Below are 18,668 nucleotides of genomic sequence, written 5' to 3'. Positions count from 1 at the left end.
TCCGTTTCGCGCGCGTGAGACATATGGCGCGCTGACGGAACGCACAGCCGACCGGTATGGACGAGCCGACGTGGCCTGGCGGCCATTAGCTTGGAGAGCAACTATGAATCTGAAGATCAGTGGACACCACCTCGAATTGACGCCTGCGTTGCGCGAGTATGTGATCACGAAGCTGGACAGGGTGCTCCGTCATTTCGATCAAGTTATCGACGGCAACGTTGTCCTCTCGGTCGACAATCATAGGGAAAAGGAAAAGAGGCAGAAGGCGGAAATCAATCTGCATCTGAAGGGCAAGGACATTTTTATCGAGAGTTGTGACGCTGATATGTACGCGGCCATCGATCTCATGGTCGACAAGCTGGACCGGCAGGTCATCAAGCACAAGGACAAGATTCAGGGTCATGCTCACGAGGCCGTGAAGTATCGGAGCGAACCGGAAAGCCTGGAAGCGCCGTCGCCCTGAAGGGGCATAACGGTGAGGCTTGCGAACCGAGCATAGGACTTAAGCGCGAGCCGATCTCGAACTGAACGATTCATGCAGCAAAACCCGCCGGCAAATCCCGCCGTCAACCGACGGCGGACGAGTTTCGAGGCTTTCCTCGAATGCCCGGAAACGTTCACGACGAATATTCACCGTACCGAAGCCGCCATTCCCGGCGGCTTTTTTGTTGGATTTTCGTCGCGAAGTGGTTCAAGCCATTGATTTTCAGGGTTTTGTACTGCACATTGAGTTGCAATCCGCGCAATGGCGCGGCGCACCATCGCAGTTGGGCCTGTTCTATAATGGTCCGGTTATTTTCGGGGTCGCGCGACAGGAACGCTGCAGGGAAACGCCGCCAGCGCACTTTTCGTTTCACATCGCCGTGAGCGCTTTCAGACAGCAGCCACGATGAGGAGCAATCAGGCCACGCATCAGCCTGCCAACATGAATCGTTTAGCCAAATTTCTTCCCATCGAGAACGTCGTTCTCGGACTAGCCGTTACCAGCAAGAAACGCGTATTCGAGCAGGCGGGCCTCATTTTCGAGAACCAGAACGGCGTCGCCCGCAGTGTCGTCACCGACAATCTCTTCGCTCGTGAACGCCTCGGCTCCACGGGCCTGGGCGAAGGCGTCGCCATTCCGCATGGCCGCATCAAAGGGCTCAAGCAGCCGCTGGCCGCTTTCGTGCGTCTGGCCGAGCCTGTCGCGTTCGAATCGCCCGACGGCCAGCCGGTATCGCTCCTGATCTTTCTGCTCGTGCCCGAACAGGCCACGCAGCAGCATCTTGAAATTCTCTCGGAGATCGCGCAACTGCTCTCCGACAGCGAGGCGCGCGAGCGTCTGCACAAGGAAGAAAATCGTGAAGCGCTTTATCAAGTGCTCACGCAATGGCAACCGTAACCGCCGCACGAATCTGGCGAACCGCGTCCGAGGCTTGCGCAGCGCCGCTTAGGCGCCCGGCGCGCCTCGCCTACGCGAAGCTTCTGGGGCACAATCGGTCAAACACAGCGCCATGCGGCGTATCGAAGCAACCCGCTTCGTCGTTCCGCGAAGGCTGCTCCCGGCTTCCTACGGAGTTCCGGTCTCATGGATACGTCCAGCATCAACGCCCAAAGCATTTTCGACGATAACGCCGCCGCTCTGAAGCTCAGCTGGCTCACGGGGCACGAAGGCTGGGAGCGCGGTTTCTCGAGCGAGACGGTCGCGAACGCGACGTCCAGCGCCGATCTCGTCGGCCACTTGAATCTGATTCACCCGAACCGAATCCAGGTGCTCGGCGACGCCGAGATCAACTACTACCAGCGCCAGTCCGACGAAGACCGCTCGCGCCACATGGCGGAGCTGATCGCGCTCGAACCGCCGTTTCTGGTGGTCGCGGGAGAAGTCGGCGCGCCGCCCGAACTCGTTCTGCGCTGCACGCGCTCGTCCACGCCGCTGTTCACCACGCGTATGTCGGCGGCGGCCGTGATCGACAGCCTGCGTGCGTACATGTCGCGCATTCTCGCGCCGCGCGCGACGCTGCACGGCGTGTTCATCGACATTCTCGGGATGGGCGTGCTGCTCACCGGCGACTCCGGTCTCGGCAAGAGCGAACTTGGCCTGGAACTCATCAGCCGCGGCCACGGTCTGGTAGCGGACGATGCCGTCGATTTCGTGCGTCTCGGCCCGGACTTCGTCGAAGGACGCTGCCCGCCCCTGCTGCAAAATCTGCTCGAAGTGCGCGGTCTCGGCCTGCTCGACATCAAGACGATTTTCGGCGAAACCGCCGTGCGCCGGAAGATGAAGCTCAAGCTGATCGTGCAGCTCGTGCGCCGGCCGGACGGTGAATTTCAGCGTCTGCCGCTGGAAAGTCAGACGGTCGACGTGCTCGGCCTGCCGATCAGCAAGGTGACCATTCAGGTGGCGGCGGGACGAAATCTCGCCGTGCTGGTCGAGGCCGCGGTGCGCAATACGATCCTGCAATTGCGCGGCATCGATACCCTGCGCGACTTCATGGATCGTCAGCGGCTCGCCATGCAGGACCCGGACAGCCAGTTTCCCGGCAAGCTGATCTGAAGCCGCCGAGATTGTTTCGCGCCGGATTCGAATCAGATGCAGGTGCTACTATAAAGCGAACGAGTCGACTCCCATGCGTATCATTCTGATCACCGGCATCTCCGGTTCCGGCAAGTCCGTTGCGCTGAACGCGCTGGAAGACGGCGGCTACTATTGCGTCGACAATCTGCCGCCGCGCTTTTTGCCCGAACTCGCCGACTATCTCGCGAAAGAAGGCCAGACGCGCCTCGCGGTCGCGATCGATGCACGCTCGAGCCTTTCGCTCGACGAAGTGCCGGCTATCATCCACAAGCTGTCAAACGACTACGACCTGCGCGTGCTCTTCTTGAACGCGAGCACGCAGTCGCTCATTCAGCGCTTTTCCGAGACGCGCCGCCGTCATCCGCTGTCCGGCCCGCCGATGCGCGAAGCCGACGTCGGTCTGCTGAATTCGCTCGGCGAGGCAATCGAGCGCGAGCGCGAATTGGTCGCGGGCCTCGCCGAATACGGCCATCAGATCGACACCAGCAATCTGCGCGCGAACGTCCTGCGTGCGTGGGTCAAGCGCTTCGTCGAAACCGAGGCGGCCGATCTCACGCTGATGTTCGAATCGTTCGGCTTCAAGCGCGGCGTACCGCTCGACGCCGATCTCGTATTCGACGTGCGCACGCTGCCGAATCCGTACTACGACCGCGAACTGCGTCCGTTCACGGGCCGCGACAAGCCGATCATCGATTTCCTCTCCGCGCAACCGATGGTCGGCGAGATGATCGACGATATCGGCGGATTCGTCGGCAAATGGCTGCCGCGTTTTCGCGACGACAACCGCAGTTACCTCACTGTCGCGATCGGCTGCACGGGCGGCCAGCATCGCTCGGTGTTCATTGCGGAGGCGCTTGCCGCGCGCTTTCGCGAGAAGGCGAACGTGATCGTGCGGCATCGTGACGCGCCCATCCCGGTGGATGACGACGCGGCCCACACGCGAACCTGATCGCCACGACGGCGGTCCACCCTGGAGGAGCGCGATGTCCGCGAATCCTGTTTTGGCCGACTTGCCGCTGTTTCCGCTTCACACCGTCCTGTTTCCCGGCGGCCTGCTGCCGCTCAAGATTTTCGAGGCGCGCTATCTCGACATGGCGCGCTCGTGCCTGCGCGAGAAAACGCCGTTCGGCGTGTGCCTGCTGAAAAGCGGTCACGAAGTGGCGTCGCCGGGCGATCCGTCGGTGCCGGAGAGCATCGGCTGTCTGGCCGAAATCTCCGAATGCGATGTCGATACCTTCGGCTTGCTGCTCGTGCAGGCGCGCGGCACGCAACGCTTCAAGCTGACGGATCATCGCGTGGAACCGAGCAATCTGGTCGTCGGCACCGCGCAACTGCTCGGCGACGATCAGCCGCTGCAAGGCGCCGAAACGCTCGCCAAATTCGGCGCGTGCGCGGAAGTGCTGGAGCGGATCATCGATACCATCAGGGAACGCGAGCCGCAGAATCTGCCGTTCATCGAGCCTTATCTATTCGACGATCCCACCTGGGTGTCCAACCGTCTCGCCGAAGTCCTGCCGATTCCGATGCGCGCCCGTCAGAAGCTCATGGAACTGATGGACGCGGGCGCGCGGATCGACGTGGTGCATCACTACATGCAGCACCATCAACTGCTTTAGATCAGCGAGCCGGTCAGCGCGTCGAGCAGTTTTTTCACGGGCGCGGGCAGGCCGAACGAATCGATGCGCGCGAGCGGCGCCCACACGGTTTCCGCGCTCGTCAACTCGCGCGGCACGCCACGCGCCTCGCCCAGCCGCGGCTCGATGTCCAGCTTGAAGTGCGTGAACGTGTGCGTCAGCGGCGCGAGACGCTGCAGATGCTCGTCGCCGCCGAGACTGTGCGCGACGGCCGCGAGCGCCGCTTCGTCGGCCGCTTCGGGCAGGCTCCACAAACCGCCCCAGATGCCCGTCGGTGGACGTTTCTCCAGCAGGATCGAGTCGCCGTCCTTGAGTACGAGCATCCATGTCTTACGCGTCGGCACCGCTTTCTTCGGACGCGCCGCGGGCAATTCGCGCTGGCGTCCCTCGACTTTCGCCACGCAATCCGCGGCGAACGGACAGCGCGCGCAGTCCGGCTTGCCGCGCACGCAGAGCGTCGCGCCGAGATCCATCAGGCCTTGCGTGTAGGCGGTGACGTCGTCCTTGTGCGCGGCGTCCGGCAGCAGCGATTCGGCGAGCGTCCACAGCGCATTCTCGACGCGCTTTTCGCCCGGAAAGCCTTCCACGCCGAAGACGCGCGCGAGCACGCGCTTCACGTTGCCGTCGAGGATCGTCGCGCGCGCGCCGAATGCGAAGGACGCGATCGCCGCCGCCGTCGAACGGCCGATGCCCGGCAACTCCGCGAGTTCATCGACCGATTGCGGAAACGCGCCGCCATGTTCAAACGCGACGACCTGCGCACAGCGATGCAGATTGCGCGCGCGCGAGTAATAGCCGAGGCCGGCCCACAGCGCCATGACGTCGTCGATGGGTGCGTCGGCGAGCGCCGTCACCGTCGGAAAACGTTCGAGGAAGCGCGCGTAATACGGAATGACGGTCGAGACCTGCGTCTGCTGAAGCATGATCTCCGACAGCCAGATGCGATACGCATCGCGCGTGTTCTGCCATGGCAGATCGTGGCGGCCGTGAATGCGTTGCCACGCGATCAGACGCGCGGAGAAATCGGTGAGAGCGAGCATGGAGATTTAGCGTTGGCAGCGCGGACAAAAATACGTCGAACGCTGGCCCTGAACGATTTGGCGGATTGCCGTGCCGCAGACATGGCACGGCAATCCGGCGCGATCATAAACGAAGTAGTCGAGCTGGAAGTAGCCCGATTCGCCGTTGCTGCCGACGAAATCGCGCAGCGTGCTGCCGCCCTTCTCGATGGCCGCGGCAAGCGTCACGCGCACGGCATCCGCGAGCAGATCGTAGCGCACGAGCGAGATGCGCCCGGCTGCGGTCGTCGGCCGGATTCCTGCGCGAAAAAGACTCTCGGACGCATAAATATTGCCCACGCCGACGACAATTCCGCCCGCGAGCAGCGCCTGCTTCACCGACACCTTGCGTCCGCGCGTCTCGCGAAACATCAGCGTGCCGGAGAATTCCGGCGAAAACGGCTCGACGCCGAGATCCGCGAGCAGCGGATGATCGAGCACGTCGCCGTCCGCGCGCGGATGCCAGAGAATGGCGCCGAAGCGCCGCGGATCGCGAAAGCGCAGGATGAAATCGTCGAACACGATATCGACGTGATCGTGTTTCGCCGCTTCCGGCGGCTTCGGGACATGGCGCAGGACCCGCAATGTGCCGGTCATGCCGAGATGAACGATCAGCCAGCCTTCGACAGTCTCGAACAGCAGATACTTGCCGCGCCGCTCGACCTTCTCGATCTTCAGGTGACCGAGCGTCTTCGGAAGATGCTTCGGGATGGGCCAGCGCAGCGCCGGCGTGCGCACGTCGACATGTTCGACACGCCGTCCGGCGACGTACGGTTCGATTCCCCGGCGGGTGACTTCGACTTCCGGCAGTTCGGGCATTTTTCTGGAGAGAGACTTGCTTGGGCGAGTGTGCCGGTATTTTAGCGACCGCGTTACAATCGACCGAAACATTGTCTGGATTTCCATGAACCCCTTCGTCATGAAGTTGTTTGCGAAGCGTCAGGCCGCCTCGGCCCCTTCCGTCGCCGCGCCGATGTCGCGCATTGCGAGCGCCGTTGCGTTCGCGATGGCCGCGCTTGCATTCGCGCCCGCGTACGGCCAGGTGCCCAACGCGACGCCCGTCCCGAGCGCCGAAGACGAGTCCGACGCGCAAAGCGCCGCCGACGTGCTGACCGCGCCGGTGAGCGGCTCGGAATCGCAGGATCTGCCAAGCGTGGCAATGTCCAGCCAGATCGTGTTTCAGGTGCTCGCGGCAGAAGTGGCGCTGCAGCGCGGCCAGCCGGCGCCTGCGTACCAGACTTATCTCGCGCTCGCCCGCGACACGCATGACCCGCGCTTTGCGCAACGCGCGACCGAAATCGCCATCGCGGCGCAAAGCCCGAACGATGCGCTCACGTCGGCGCAACTCTGGCAGCAGTTTGCGCCGCATTCGGAGCGCGCGGCGCAGTTGAGCGCGTCGCTGCTGATCGTCGCCGGCAAGCCGGAGGACGCGCGGGCCACGCTCGAAGGCGAGCTCGCCAAGGTGTCGCCGGAACAGCGCGGCGAGGCCATTTTGTCGCTGCAAAGTTTGCTCGCACGCGGGCCGAATCGCGTCGGTGGGCTGAACGTGCTCAAAGATCTGACGAAAAACGATCTGGACCGGCCCGAAACGCAACTCGCGCTCGCACGCCAGCAACTGATCGCCGACGATCCGCCGGGCGCGAAGGCATCGCTCGAAAAGGCGCTGCAACTGCGCCCCGACTATCTGCCCGCCGCGCTGACGCTCGCGCGCATGGGACCGGACGAGCGCAACGAAGGCATCGCTTCGTTCGAGAAGTATCTCGACAAGAATCCGAAGTCGCATGACGCACGGCTCGCGCTCGCGCAGTTGTACTTGTCGGCCGACCGGCTCGACGACGCGCAGAAGCAGTTCGAGATCATGCGCAAGAACGACGCGAAGGATCTGACGCCGTTGATGGCGCTTGCGCTCATCAGCGTCCAGAAGAAGCAGTTCGACAAGGCGCAGGACTATCTGAACCTCTACGCGAAGACGGCGGAGGACACGCCCGGCGCGGATCCCGGTCAGGCGTACATCTATCTCGCACAGCTCGCGCTCGAGCAAAAGAACGATGCCGCCGCGAGCCAGTGGCTCGACAAGATTCCGCGCACGAGCCCGCAGTATCTGCCGGCACAGGTCACGCGCGCGCAATTGCTCGCGAAGCAAGGCAAGATCGACGAAGCCCGCGCGCTGCTCGGCAGCCTGCAAAGTTCCGATCCGCGCGATCTCGCCATGCTCGCCCGCACCGATTCGGCGATCCTGTTCGAGGCGCATCGCTATCAGGAAGCGGAAGCGAATCTGGCGAAGGCCGTCGCCGCGTTCCCGGACGACCCCGATCTCGCCTACGACTACGCCATGGCCGCGGAAAAGAACGGTCATTACGACGTCATGGAAACGCAGTTGCGCTCGCTGATGCGCATGCAGCCGAACAATCCGCAGGCGTACAACGCGCTCGGCTATTCGCTCGTCGATCGCAATCAGCGGCTCGATGAAGCGGTCAAGCTGATCGAAAAGGCGGTGTCGCTCGCGCCGAACGACGCGTTCATCATGGACAGTCTCGGCTGGGCGCGCTTCCGTCAGGGCAACGCGGCCGAAGCGGAAAAGATCCTGAAGAACGCCTACGACCTTCAGCCGAACGCCGAAATCGGCGCGCATCTGGGCGAAGTCCAGTGGAAGTCGGGACAGCAGGATCAGGCGCGCGCCACCTGGCGGCAGGCGCAGAAGCTTGAACCGGACAACGACACGCTCGTCAAAACACTAAAACGACTCCAGGTAAACGATCTTTGATGGCATTCGATTTCATGACCGGCGCATCGCTCCGACGCGGTGCGCTCGGCGCGGCGACACTCGCCGCGCTGGTGCTGTCGGGTTGTGCGGTACAGCCGCGCGTGCCGACCACGACGAACGCATCCACATCGCTCACGACGCAGACGAGCCGCGCGTATCACGGACGCTTCGCCGTGCAGTACAACGATCAGAACGGCGTGCAGCGCAACGCCTACGGCAACTTCGACTGGCAGGAAACGGGCGATACCGTCACGCTGCAGCTACGCAACCCGCTCGGCCAGACGATGGCGATCGTCACGTCGTCGCCGTCGCTTGCCACGCTCGAGTTGCCGAACCGCCAGCCGGTGAACGCCGACAACGTCTCCGAACTCATGCAGAACACGCTGGGTTTCGCGCTGCCGGTGGAAGGCTTGCGCTACTGGCTGCAGCCGTCGGCAGCGCCGACTTCGCGCGCGCAGACCACGCTCGATCCCGAGGCGAATAACGGCCGTCCGAAGGAGATCAAGCAGGACGGCTGGACGATCGACTACCTGGCCTACGCCGACGCGCCCGCGACGGGCGTGAAGCGCGTGAATCTTTCGCGCAACGGACCGCCGCTCGACATCAAGCTGGTGCTCGATCAATAACGTCTTTTGCATTTGTCACTGCGCCGCGCATGTCCTCATCCAACGATTCGCTCCGTGACTGCCTCGCGCCCGCGAAGCTGAACCTTTTTCTGCACATCACGGGCCGCCGTCCGGATGGCTATCACACGCTGCAGACCGTCTTCCAGTTGCTCGACTGGGGTGATCGCCTGCACTTCACGCGACGCCACGACGGCGTGATCAAACGCAAGACGGATGTGCCGGGCGTCCCCGAAGCCGACGATTTGATCGTTCGCGCGGCGCGGCTGCTCCAGCAGCACACGGGCACGCCGTTCGGCGTCGAAATCGAGATCGATAAGCGTCTGCCGATGGGCGCAGGCCTGGGCGGAGGCAGTTCTGACGCAGCAACGTCACTTTTTGCGTTAAATCGTCTCTGGGAAATTGATCTTTCGCGTGAGGTTCTGCAGAATCTGGGCTTGCAACTCGGCGCGGACGTGCCGTTTTTTGTCTTCGGGCAGAATGCATTCGCAGAGGGTGTGGGCGAGGCGCTTCAGGCAGTCAAATTGCCGAAACGTTTCTTCCTGGTGGTGACTCCTGCGGTTCACGTCCCCACCGCGGCGATTTTCTCCGAAGAAAGCTTGACGCGGAACACGAAAGTCGCCACAATGACGGACTTTCTTGCAGCGCAAAGGTCAGACTCAAACTGGCCAGACGGCTTCGGTCATAACGACATGCAGGCTGTAGTTGCTAAGAAGTACGCAGAAGTTGCAAAGGTGCTCGATTGGTTTTCCAATCTCGCACCAGCGCGAATGACCGGATCGGGAGCAAGCGTGTTTGCCGCTTTCACCAGCCGAGCTGAAGCAGAATTGGCGCAAGCCAAGTTGCCGGCAAGCTGGAAAAGTGTAGTGGCAGCAAGTCTGGACTTTCATCCTCTCTTCGCTTTTGCGTCATAGGATTTTGTTTTGTCGGGTATGTCCTACACTTTCCGGCAAGACTAAAAGTTAGTGTAGGGGAGTCGCCAAGTTGGTCAAGGCACCGGATTTTGATTCCGGCATGCGAGGGTTCGAGTCCTTCCTCCCCTGCCATTCTTTATCCGGCAAGACTCAAAAAGTCAGTGTAGGGGAGTCGCCAAGTTGGTCAAGGCACCGGATTTTGATTCCGGCATGCGAGGGTTCGAGTCCTTCCTCCCCTGCCATTCTTTTTTCTCGCGTTTTTCCTCTCGCCTCCAGCCGCAGACAGGTGCACGATGAGCAGTGACGGCCTGATGGTTTTTACTGGCAACGCAAATCCCGCGCTTGCCCAGGAAGTCGTCAAGATCCTTGGAATTCCTCTCGGCAAAGCAATGGTCAGCCGTTTTTCAGACGGCGAGATCATGGTCGAGATTCAGGAAAACGTTCGGGGCAAAGACGTATTCGTTCTGCAGTCCACCTGCGCTCCGACGAACGACAACCTGATGGAACTGATGATCATGGTCGATGCGCTCAAGCGCGCATCCGCCGGCCGGATCACCGCAGCCATCCCCTACTTCGGTTATGCGCGCCAGGACCGCCGTCCGCGTTCCGCGCGCGTGGCTATCTCGGCGAAGGTCGTCGCGAACATGCTGGAAATTGCCGGCGTCGATCGCGTGATCACCATGGACCTTCACGCCGACCAGATTCAAGGTTTCTTCGACATCCCCGTCGACAACATCTACGCAACGCCCGTGCTGCTCGGCGATCTGCGTAAGCAAAACCATGATCATCTGCTGGTTGTGTCGCCGGACGTCGGCGGTGTGGTGCGCGCGCGTGCGCTCGCCAAGCAGTTGAACACGGACCTCGCGATCATCGACAAGCGCCGTCCGAAGGCGAATGTCGCCGAGGTGATGAACGTCATCGGTGAAGTGGAAGGCCGCACTTGCGTGATCATGGACGACATGGTCGACACCGCAGGCACGCTGTGCAAGGCCGCGCAAGTGCTGAAGGACCGCGGCGCGACGCAGGTTTTCGCCTACGCGACGCACCCGGTGCTGTCGGGCGGCGCGGCGGAACGCATCGCGTCGTCGCAGCTCGACGAACTCGTCGTCACGGACACCATTCCGCTGTCGGCTGAATCGCTGGCGTGCTCGAAGATCCGCCCGCTGTCGAGCGCGGGTCTGCTCGCGGAGACATTCTCGCGAATCCGGCGCGGCGACTCGGTGATGTCGCTCTTCGCCGAAGGTTGAACAGAATTGGCAAGGAACGCGAAGCAACCGCTTCGCGTTTTTGCGTGATCGGCGCGAATCGGACGTAGGCTCGCGCCGCTTGTTGTGGGATCACATTTTTTCGATGGTCCCGGTTTCCCTGCCTGGTCGCGGGCAGATCAAGGAGTCAAAAATGAAAGTCGTCGCTTTCGAGCGTAGCAAGCAAGGTACGGGTGCGAGCCGCCGCCTGCGCAACTCGGGTAAGACCCCGGGTATCGTGTACGGTGGTGAAACGGACGTTCAACTGGTCGAACTGGACCATAACGCCCTGTGGCACGCCCTGAAGAAAGAAGTGTTCCATTCGTCGATCCTCGAACTCGACGTGGCTGGCAAGTCGCAACAGGTTCTGCTGCGCGACGTGCAATATCACCCGTTCAAGCAACTGGTGCTGCACGTGGATTTCCAGCGCGTCGACGCGAAGAAGAAGCTGCACACCAAGGTGCCGCTGCACTTCATGAACCAGGAAACCAATCCGGCCGTGAAGCTGGCTGGCGCGGTGATCACGCACGTCGTGACGGAACTGGAAGTGGAATGCCTGCCGGCAGACCTGCCCGAGTTCCTGGAAATCGATCTGGCGAAGATCGAAGCCGGTCAGACGATGCACGCGAAGGACATCCCGCTGCCGAAGGGCGTGAGCCTGACGGTCGCAATCGTGGCTGAAAACCCGGTCGTCGCATCGGCAACGGTTCCGGCCGCTGTCGTGTCGGATACGGCGGGCGATGCTGCGGAAGGCGAAAAGCCCGCGGCCGAGTAAGCACGCGGTACACCGCTATCCTCTCGATCCGTTCTCGCGAACGGTCGACGTGACCCGCCGGAGCGCAAGCCCCGGCGGGTTTTTTTTCGCACCCTACCAAGCGAGTCGCACCGGACTCGCAATGATTCGACATGATCAAGCTGATCGTCGGCCTGGGCAATCCGGGCGCCGAATACACCGCGACGCGGCATAACGCGGGCTTCTGGTTCGTCGACCAGTTCGCACGCGACGCAGGCGCCACGATGCGCGACGAACGCCGCTTCCACGGCTTCTATGGCAAAGGCCGGCTACACGGCCATGAAGTGCATCTGCTTGAACCGCAGACGTATATGAACCGCTCGGGGCAATCCGTCGTCGCGCTCGCTCAGTTCTTCAAGATCCTGCCCGACGAAATCCTCGTCGCGCACGACGAACTCGATCTGCCGCCCGGCACCGTCAAGATGAAGCTCGGCGGCGGCAGCGGCGGACACAACGGGCTCAAGGACATTTCCGCGCATTTGTCGTCGCAGCAGTATTGGCGGCTGCGCATCGGCATCGGGCATCCGCGTGATCTGATTCCCGAAGGCGCGCGCGCGGGCGCCAAGCCGGATGTCGCGAATTTCGTGCTGAAGCCGCCGCGCCGCGAAGAGCAGGACGTGATCGATCAGTCGATCGAACGCGCGCTCGCGGTCATGCCCTTCGTCGTCGCGGGCGAAACCGAGCGCGCGATGATGAACCTGCATCGCAACTGAAGATTCGAAACCGAATGTGGAGCCGACTGTGAGCCGTTTCTGGAGCGATATTGTCCATCGACTGACGCCTTATGTGCCGGGCGAGCAACCTGTGCTGGCGCATCCCGTCAAGCTCAACACCAACGAGAATCCGTATCCGCCGTCGCCGCGCGTGGTCGAAGCAATTCGCCGCGAGTTGGGTGACGACGGCGCGTCGCTGCGCAAGTATCCCGATCCGACCGCACTCGCGCTGTGCGAGGCGGTGGCGAAGCATCACGGCCTGCGCATCGAACAGGTGTTCGCGGGCAACGGCTCCGACGAAGTGCTCGCGCACGCGTTCCAGGCGCTGCTCAAGCGTGACCGGCCGATCCGCTTTCCCGACATTACGTACAGCTTCTATCCGGTCTATGCGCAGTTGTACGGCGTCGAATACGAGACGATGCCGCTGAACGCGGATTTCGCCATCGATGTCGACGATTACCGCGCGCCGAACGGCGGCGTGCTACTGCCGAACCCGAACGCGCCGACGGGCCGCGCGCTGCCGCTCGCCGAGATCGAAGTGCTGCTGAAGGCGAATCCGGATGTGCCCGTGATCATCGATGAAGCGTATGTCGATTTCGGCGCGCAGTCGGCGATCAGCCTGATCGACACGTATCCGAATCTGCTCGTCGTGCACACCACGTCGAAGGCGCGCTCGCTCGCGGGCATGCGGGTGGGCTTCGCGTTCGGCGATCCGGCGCTGATCGAGGCGCTCACGCGCGTGAAGGACAGCTTCAATTCGTATCCGCTCGATCGCTTAGCGCAGGCGGCGGCGCTCGCGTCGTACGAAGATCAGGCGTGGTTCGAGGAAAGCTGCGCGAAGGTGGCCGCGAGCCGCGACCGGTTGACGGCGCAATTACAGGCGTTGGGGTTCGATGTCGTGCCGTCGGCGGCGAATTTCGTGTTCGCGAAACATCCGGCGCACGACGCCGCGACGCTCGCCGCCGCGCTCAAGGCGAAGGAAATCTTCGTGCGCCACTTCAGGCTGCCGCGCATCGATCAGCATCTGCGCATTTCGATCGGCACGCCCGCCGAATGCGATACGCTCGTCGCGGCGCTTACGGAACTGATCGGCTAAGACATTGGCAAAAGCGCGCGAAGGGCTTACTCGCCCTTCGCCGCCATCAGCGCGTGATACTTGGTCAGCAACTGCTCCGGCGTTTCGACGTGCGCCGGATCGCGTGGAATGCACTCGACGGGGCACACTTGCTGGCACTGCGGCTCATCGAAATGGCCGACGCATTCCGTGCATTTGTTCGGGTCGATCACGTAGATCTCGGGACCCATTGAAATGGCGTCGTTCGGGCACTCGGGCTCGCATACGTCGCAGTTGATGCACTCGTCGGTAATGATCAAAGACATGCTTCACTCTCTTGCGCCGGTGTCGAAACCGGCATGACGCCCGCGCGCCTGCGAGATTGAACGCGCGCGGGAACGGCGCTCAGGGCGCCGCGGGGTCCTGCGACAGGATAACGACTTTGTCGATCAGCCGCTTTTCCACCGATGGAAACACGAACTTGCTCACGTCGCCGCCAAGCTGCGCAATCTCGCGCACGATGGTGCCGGAGATGAACTGGTACTGATCGGACGGCGTCATGAACATCGTCTCGACGTCGGGCAGCAGATAGCGGTTCATGCCGGCCATCTGGAATTCGTATTCGAAATCCGACACGGCACGCAGCCCGCGCACGATCACACGCGCATTGTTCTTGCGCACGAAATCCTTCAGCAGCCCGGTAAAACTGCTCACCTGCACGTTCGGATAGTGCCCTAGCACGTCATGCGCGATGTCGAGCCGCTCCTGCAGCGTGAAAAACGGCTTCTTCGCGCGGCTGTCCGCAACGCCCACGACGAGCTGATCGAAAATGCTCGATGCGCGCCGGACGATATCCTCATGCCCGCGAGTAAGCGGGTCGAACGTTCCCGGGTACACGGCGACAACCATGAGCTTCTCCTCTTCTAATTTACATTGGGCCGCGTGGCTGCGACGACCAACTCTGCCTCGTTTCCCCGTGACGCTTAGGCTCTGGGCCCGGCTACGCCAAATCAGGAACGCGCATTATTCCTCATTTTCGCGGCGCAGCAAATGATAGCGGACGGCGCCCGCTTTGCCCTCGCGCACCACGGACCAGCCCGCGAGCGCATCGATGGTCGCGACGTCGAGCGGATCGCCGCATTCGACGTAGATCGCGCCATCAGCCGAAGCGAGCGGCACGGCCAGTTCCAGTGCGCGCATGAGTAACGCCTGATCGCCGAACGGCGGGTCGAGAAAGATCACATCGAACGAACCGGGCGCGAGGCTCGAGGCGAGCCGCAATGCATCGGCTTCCGCGATCTCGATATTGCGCGCGCCGAGTTTCGTTTGATTCGCCCGGATCTGCGCGGCGGCGCGGCCGCTGCGCTCGACCATCAACACGCGCGCAGCGCCGCGCGACGCCGCCTCGAAACCGAGCGCACCGCTGCCCGCGAACAGGTCGAGACAGCGTTGTCCCGCGAGATCCTGGCCGAGCCAGTTGAACAGCGTCTCACGCACGCGATCCGGTGTGGGCCGGAGGCCGTCGAGATCGAGCACGGGCAGCGGCGTGCGCTTCCAGTCACCGCCGATGATGCGGATCGTGTGCGGTTTGCCTCCGCGCGACGGCGTATGGCTGGGCAAAGTGGAGCGAGTAGCGGACGAGCGAGACATAAATGCGATGTTTGAGCCGGACGCACGACCGCGCCCGATGGCGCGCCGGCATGTTTTTCAATCGACAATCGACGGGCGCGGGCAATGAAAGCCAACGTTACCACACGCGCGCACCGTGCCGGGGACCGCACGGGGATAGGAGCTACGCCTGATAAAATACGCGGCTCCTATCCCCGTGCGCGGGCCTCGTGCGCGCATCATCGTCAGACACTCATGTTCAGCTTCTTCAAACGATTCAAAAAGCCGGCTGACGGGCCGCTCGACACGCCTCAGGACGAATCCGCCGAGGCGCTTGACGACGAAGAGCTTTCCGACGACGAGCTGGAACGGCAGGCGCTCGCAGCCGAGGCGCCGCCGGAAGCGCCGCCTGTAGCCGCGCGCGAAAAGGCCGAGTCTGCTGCACCGGTGCCTGCGCAGCCTGTGCCCGCACCGGCGCCCGCGCCTTCTGCGCCTTCTGCGCCCGCGCCCGCCAAACCCGCCGCCCCGCCGTCGCAAAAGGCAGAAAGCGCAGAGGAATCGAAGGAATACTGGCAAGGCCGGACGCAGTCGCAATGGTCGCGCGCGCCCGCAACCGATCTCGCGAGCGAAGAGTTCGTGCCGCCGCCCGAGCCGGATCCCGCCGCGAAGAAATCGTGGCTTTCCCGTTTGCGCCACGGTCTCTCGAAGACGAGTTCGAACCTGACCGGCATCTTCGTCGGCGCGAAAATCGACGAGGATTTGTACGAAGAGCTCGAAACCGCGCTGCTGATGTCCGACGCCGGCGTCGACGCGACCGAATTCCTGCTCGAATCGCTACGGGAAAAAGTGCGCTCGGAGCGTCTGACCGACGCGTCGCAGGTGAAGGCCGCGCTGCGCGATCTGCTGATCGACCTGCTGCGTCCGCTCGAAAAGTCGCTGATGCTCGGCCGCGCCCAACCGCTCGTGATGATGATCGCGGGCGTGAACGGCGCCGGCAAGACGACCAGCATCGGCAAGCTGGCGAAGCATCTGCAGCACTTCAATCAGTCGGTGCTGCTCGCCGCCGGCGACACTTTCCGCGCCGCCGCGCGCGAGCAGTTGACCGTCTGGGGCGAGCGCAACAACGTCACGGTGATCGCGCAGGAAAGCGGCGATGCGGCCGCCGTCATCTTCGACGCGGTCGGTGCGGCACGCGCGCGCAAGATCGACGTGATGATGGCCGACACCGCCGGCCGCCTGCCGACGCAACTGCATCTGATGGAAGAGCTGCGCAAGGTGCGCCGCGTCATCGCCAAAGCCATGCCCGACGCGCCTCACGAAGTGCTGCTCGTGATCGATGCGAACACGGGTCAGAACGCGCTCGCGCAAGTGAAGGCGTTCGACGACGCGCTGGGCCTGACCGGTCTCATCGTCACGAAGCTGGATGGCACGGCAAAAGGCGGCATCATCGCGGCGATCGCGCGGCAGCGCCCGATTCCGGTGTATTTCATCGGCGTGGGCGAGAAAGTCGAAGACTTGCAGCCGTTCAGCGCGGAAGAATTCGCGGACGCGCTGCTTGGCTGAAGCCCAGGCACGCGGGCAAACAAAACGAAAAAGGGCGTTCCGGCGAACGCCCTTTTTTATCGCGCGAAAACGAGCGACGCCGCGATCCACATCATCACGCAGCCGACGATCACGTCGAGCACGCGCCACGACATGTCCTTCTCGAACCACGGTTCCAGAAGACGCGCGCCGTAGCCGAGCGTAGTGAACCAGAGAACCGACGAACACATCGCGCCCGCCGCGAACCACGCGTTGCCCGGCCAGCCGCGACGCGCGCCGATGCCGCCGAGCAGCACAACGGTGTCGAGATAAACGTGCGGATTGAGCAGCGACAGCGCGAGCACGGTGGAGGCCGCGCCGATCGCCGTCTGCGAGTCGCCGTCCGAGGCGTTCAAATGCCCCGGTCCGCGCCACGCCGCGATGAACGCGCGCAGGCCGTACAGAAACACGAAGACCGCGCCGGCCCAGCGAATCACGTCGAGCAAAACGGGCGCACGCGCGATCAGCGCGCCCATTCCAGCGACCCCGAGCGCGATCAACAGCACGTCGACGACCGCGCAGATCGACACCACGATGCCGACGTGCCGCCGCTTCAGGCCCTGCCGCAGCACGAACGCGTTTTGCGCGCCGATCGCGACGATCAAACTCGCGCCCAGCCCCATGCCCGACAAATAACTCGACAACGCGCCCGCAGAAAGCACTGCCGTCATTCGGCGTCCGGCTGCTGGCCAGGCGCTGCGCGCGCGAAGGCGTCGATGGTGCAGGCGTGATCGGCGATGCGCTCGATCGTCGGGAAACGGCTCGTGTCGATGCCGAAGCGCCGCGCGTTGAACACCTGCGGCACGATGCACAGATCGGCGACGGTCGGCGTGTCGCCGAAGGTCAGCGCGCCGACGCGCTTGTCGCTCGCGAGACGCTTTTCGAGCGAGTCGAAACCGGCCTCGACCCAGTGCCTGTACCACGCATCTTTCGTTTCGTCCGGCACTTTGACCTGATGCTTCAGGTACTTGAGCACGCGCAGGTTATCGAGCGGATGAATCTCGCACGCGACCTGCATCGCGACCGCGCGCACGAACGCGCGATCGGACGGATTCTTCGGCAGCAGCGGCGGCTCCGGATGCGTCTCCTCCAGATACTCGATGATCGCGAGCGATTGCGTGAGCACGTCGTCGCCATCCACGAGCGTCGGCACGATGCCGTCCGGATTGAGCGCGCGATATTCGGGCTTGAGCTGCTGGCCGCCGTCGCGCAGCAGATGCACCGCCGCGTACTCGTAGTCGAGTCCCTTCAGATTCAGCGCGATGCGCACGCGATACGCCGCCGAACTGCGGAAATAGCTGTAGAGCTTCATGTTCATGAGCTCAGACGACGCGCACGGAGAATTCGCCGATGCCGTCCACGCCGCCCTTGAGCACATCGCCCTTCACGACCGCGCCGACGCCTTCGGGCGTGCCGGTGAAGATGAGATCGCCGGGGAACAGCTCGAAGAGCGTCGACAGATACGCGACCGTCTCGCCCACCGACCAGATCAGTTGCGAGATGTCCGAGCGCTGCTTCTGCTCGCCGTTGACGGTCAGCCAGATCGCGCTCTTTTCCAGATGCCCGACCTTCGAGACCGGATGAATCGGGCCGATGGGCGCCGAACGGTCGAAGCCTTTCGCCGTGTCCCACGGGCGGCCGAGCTTTTTCGCTTCGGCTTGCAGATCGCGGCGCGTCATGTCGAGGCCGAGCGCGTAGCCGTAGACATAGTCGAGCGCCTGATCGACGGGAATGTCACGGCCCTGTTTGCCGATCGCGGCGACGAGTTCCATCTCGAAGTGCAGATTCTTGGTCTGCGACGGATACGGAAACTCGCCGGTCGCACCCGGCGCGACGTACAGCACGGCATCGGCGGGCTTGCTGAAGAAGAACGGCGGCTCGCGATCCGGATCGTGGCCCATCTCGCGCGCGTGCGCTTCGTAGTTGCGCCCGACGCAGTAGATGCGGCGCACCGGAAACTGCTCGTTCGTACCGTCGACGGGCACGGCTGCCGCCGGTGCCGGAGAAAACACGTAAGTCATCCCGCTCTCCTGTTGCTGTTTTCAAATGCCAGATTCATGGGCGCGTGCGCGGGTGCGGACCGCTCGCGAGAAAAGGGAGTTTAACGTGCGACGGAGAATCGTGG

Annotated in this window: 22 protein-coding genes and 2 tRNA genes; 16 read left to right on the top strand and 8 right to left on the bottom strand. The window is 63.0% G+C overall.

Annotation, left to right across the window (positions count from 1 at the left end; genetic code table 11):
- The first annotated feature begins 103 nt into the window (after window positions 1-103).
- From hpf to BRPE64_RS01200, 6 genes are all read left to right on the top strand, one after another.
- A complete protein-coding gene (gene hpf / locus BRPE64_RS01220) occupies window positions 104-463 on the top strand; it encodes a ribosome hibernation-promoting factor, HPF/YfiA family (RefSeq protein ID WP_016344173.1) in 360 nt (119 codons plus the stop codon).
- Between the two features lie 72 nt (window positions 464-535).
- Window positions 536-703, top strand: a complete 168-nt coding sequence (locus tag BRPE64_RS33125) for a hypothetical protein (protein ID WP_016344172.1) — start codon at window positions 536-538, stop codon at window positions 701-703.
- Between the two features lie 222 nt (window positions 704-925).
- Complete coding sequence (ptsN, locus tag BRPE64_RS01215) at window positions 926-1,381, top strand: PTS IIA-like nitrogen regulatory protein PtsN (protein ID WP_044041872.1); 456 nt, start codon at window positions 926-928, stop codon at window positions 1,379-1,381.
- Between the two features lie 186 nt (window positions 1,382-1,567).
- Window positions 1,568-2,536, top strand: a complete 969-nt coding sequence (gene hprK / locus BRPE64_RS01210; RefSeq protein ID WP_008351692.1) for an HPr(Ser) kinase/phosphatase — start codon at window positions 1,568-1,570, stop codon at window positions 2,534-2,536.
- Between the two features lie 73 nt (window positions 2,537-2,609).
- On the top strand, window positions 2,610-3,506 hold the full coding sequence (gene rapZ, locus BRPE64_RS01205; protein WP_016344170.1) for an RNase adapter RapZ: 897 nt from the start codon (window positions 2,610-2,612) through the stop codon (window positions 3,504-3,506).
- Between the two features lie 34 nt (window positions 3,507-3,540).
- Window positions 3,541-4,173, top strand: coding sequence for an LON peptidase substrate-binding domain-containing protein (locus BRPE64_RS01200; RefSeq protein ID WP_016344169.1), 633 nt, complete (start codon window positions 3,541-3,543; stop codon window positions 4,171-4,173).
- Here the strand turns inward: BRPE64_RS01200 and mutY are convergent.
- Complete coding sequence (gene mutY / locus BRPE64_RS01195) at window positions 4,170-5,231, bottom strand: A/G-specific adenine glycosylase (RefSeq protein ID WP_016344168.1); 1,062 nt, start codon at window positions 5,229-5,231, stop codon at window positions 4,170-4,172. The genes BRPE64_RS01200 and mutY overlap by 4 nt on opposite strands.
- A 6-nt stretch (window positions 5,232-5,237) precedes the next feature.
- Window positions 5,238-6,068, bottom strand: a complete 831-nt coding sequence (gene mutM, locus BRPE64_RS01190) for a bifunctional DNA-formamidopyrimidine glycosylase/DNA-(apurinic or apyrimidinic site) lyase (protein WP_016344167.1) — start codon at window positions 6,066-6,068, stop codon at window positions 5,238-5,240.
- An 85-nt stretch (window positions 6,069-6,153) separates the two neighbouring features.
- On the opposite strand from mutM, the gene BRPE64_RS01185 reads away from it, so the two are divergent.
- From BRPE64_RS01185 to hisC, 9 genes are all read left to right on the top strand, one after another.
- Window positions 6,154-8,013 carry a tetratricopeptide repeat protein gene (locus tag BRPE64_RS01185; RefSeq protein ID WP_016344166.1) on the top strand — a complete coding sequence of 620 codons (1,860 nt, stop codon included), beginning with the start codon at window positions 6,154-6,156 and terminating at the stop codon, window positions 8,011-8,013.
- Window positions 8,013-8,639 (top strand): lipoprotein insertase outer membrane protein LolB, encoded by a 627-nt coding sequence (gene lolB, locus BRPE64_RS01180; RefSeq protein ID WP_016344165.1) that lies wholly within the window; start codon window positions 8,013-8,015, stop codon window positions 8,637-8,639. The genes BRPE64_RS01185 and lolB overlap by 1 nt, the downstream gene beginning before the upstream one ends.
- A 29-nt stretch (window positions 8,640-8,668) precedes the next feature.
- Entirely contained in the window at window positions 8,669-9,550 is an 882-nt protein-coding gene (ispE, locus tag BRPE64_RS01175) for a 4-(cytidine 5'-diphospho)-2-C-methyl-D-erythritol kinase (RefSeq protein WP_016344164.1), read from the top strand.
- Between the two features lie 55 nt (window positions 9,551-9,605).
- Window positions 9,606-9,682: transfer RNA gene (locus BRPE64_RS01170), tRNA-Gln, on the top strand.
- 33 nt (window positions 9,683-9,715) lie between these two features.
- Window positions 9,716-9,792: transfer RNA gene (locus tag BRPE64_RS01165), tRNA-Gln, on the top strand.
- 51 nt (window positions 9,793-9,843) lie between these two features.
- Window positions 9,844-10,797: a ribose-phosphate pyrophosphokinase gene (locus BRPE64_RS01160; RefSeq protein ID WP_016344163.1), complete on the top strand. Its 954-nt coding sequence runs from the start codon at window positions 9,844-9,846 to the stop codon at window positions 10,795-10,797.
- Window positions 10,798-10,948: 151 nt separating this feature from the next.
- Window positions 10,949-11,569 carry a 50S ribosomal protein L25/general stress protein Ctc gene (locus BRPE64_RS01155; RefSeq protein ID WP_044041058.1) on the top strand — a complete coding sequence of 207 codons (621 nt, stop codon included), beginning with the start codon at window positions 10,949-10,951 and terminating at the stop codon, window positions 11,567-11,569.
- Between the two features lie 131 nt (window positions 11,570-11,700).
- Window positions 11,701-12,300, top strand: a complete 600-nt coding sequence (gene pth, locus BRPE64_RS01150; RefSeq protein ID WP_016344161.1) for an aminoacyl-tRNA hydrolase — start codon at window positions 11,701-11,703, stop codon at window positions 12,298-12,300.
- A gap of 28 nt (window positions 12,301-12,328) precedes the next feature.
- On the top strand, window positions 12,329-13,396 hold the full coding sequence (gene hisC, locus BRPE64_RS01145; protein ID WP_016344160.1) for a histidinol-phosphate transaminase: 1,068 nt from the start codon (window positions 12,329-12,331) through the stop codon (window positions 13,394-13,396).
- Between the two features lie 26 nt (window positions 13,397-13,422).
- Here the strand turns inward: hisC and BRPE64_RS01140 are convergent, their stop codons facing one another.
- From BRPE64_RS01140 to rsmD, 3 genes are all read right to left on the bottom strand, one after another.
- Complete coding sequence (locus BRPE64_RS01140) at window positions 13,423-13,680, bottom strand: YfhL family 4Fe-4S dicluster ferredoxin (RefSeq protein WP_044041056.1); 258 nt, start codon at window positions 13,678-13,680, stop codon at window positions 13,423-13,425.
- A gap of 79 nt (window positions 13,681-13,759) precedes the next feature.
- Window positions 13,760-14,263, bottom strand: coding sequence for a pantetheine-phosphate adenylyltransferase (gene coaD / locus BRPE64_RS01135; protein ID WP_016344158.1), 504 nt, complete (start codon window positions 14,261-14,263; stop codon window positions 13,760-13,762).
- A gap of 114 nt (window positions 14,264-14,377) precedes the next feature.
- Window positions 14,378-15,004, bottom strand: a complete 627-nt coding sequence (gene rsmD, locus BRPE64_RS01130) for a 16S rRNA (guanine(966)-N(2))-methyltransferase RsmD (RefSeq protein WP_044041054.1) — start codon at window positions 15,002-15,004, stop codon at window positions 14,378-14,380.
- A 213-nt stretch (window positions 15,005-15,217) separates the two neighbouring features.
- Here rsmD and ftsY point away from each other — a divergent pair, with 213 nt between their 5' ends.
- Window positions 15,218-16,525 (top strand): signal recognition particle-docking protein FtsY, encoded by a 1,308-nt coding sequence (gene ftsY / locus BRPE64_RS01125; RefSeq protein ID WP_016344156.1) that lies wholly within the window; start codon window positions 15,218-15,220, stop codon window positions 16,523-16,525.
- Between the two features lie 56 nt (window positions 16,526-16,581).
- Here the strand turns inward: ftsY and BRPE64_RS01120 are convergent, their stop codons facing one another.
- Genes BRPE64_RS01120 through BRPE64_RS01110 form a run of 3 tightly spaced genes read right to left on the bottom strand, consistent with a single transcriptional unit; the run spans window position 16,582 to window position 18,564 of the window.
- Window positions 16,582-17,214 (bottom strand): LysE/ArgO family amino acid transporter, encoded by a 633-nt coding sequence (locus tag BRPE64_RS01120; RefSeq protein ID WP_016344155.1) that lies wholly within the window; start codon window positions 17,212-17,214, stop codon window positions 16,582-16,584.
- Entirely contained in the window at window positions 17,211-17,855 is a 645-nt protein-coding gene (gene maiA, locus BRPE64_RS01115) for a maleylacetoacetate isomerase (protein ID WP_044041871.1), read from the bottom strand. Before maiA ends, BRPE64_RS01120 begins: the two co-directional genes overlap by 4 nt.
- Window positions 17,856-17,865: 10 nt before the next feature.
- Complete coding sequence (locus tag BRPE64_RS01110) at window positions 17,866-18,564, bottom strand: fumarylacetoacetate hydrolase family protein (protein WP_016344153.1); 699 nt, start codon at window positions 18,562-18,564, stop codon at window positions 17,866-17,868.
- Window positions 18,565-18,668 lie beyond the last annotated feature (104 nt).

Origin of the sequence: Caballeronia insecticola, assembly GCF_000402035.1 — a bacterium.
Taxonomy (GTDB): domain Bacteria; phylum Pseudomonadota; class Gammaproteobacteria; order Burkholderiales; family Burkholderiaceae; genus Caballeronia; species Caballeronia insecticola.
The sequence above is the reverse complement of the archived record's forward strand: the minus strand, read 5'-3'. Positions and strand labels throughout refer to the sequence as shown.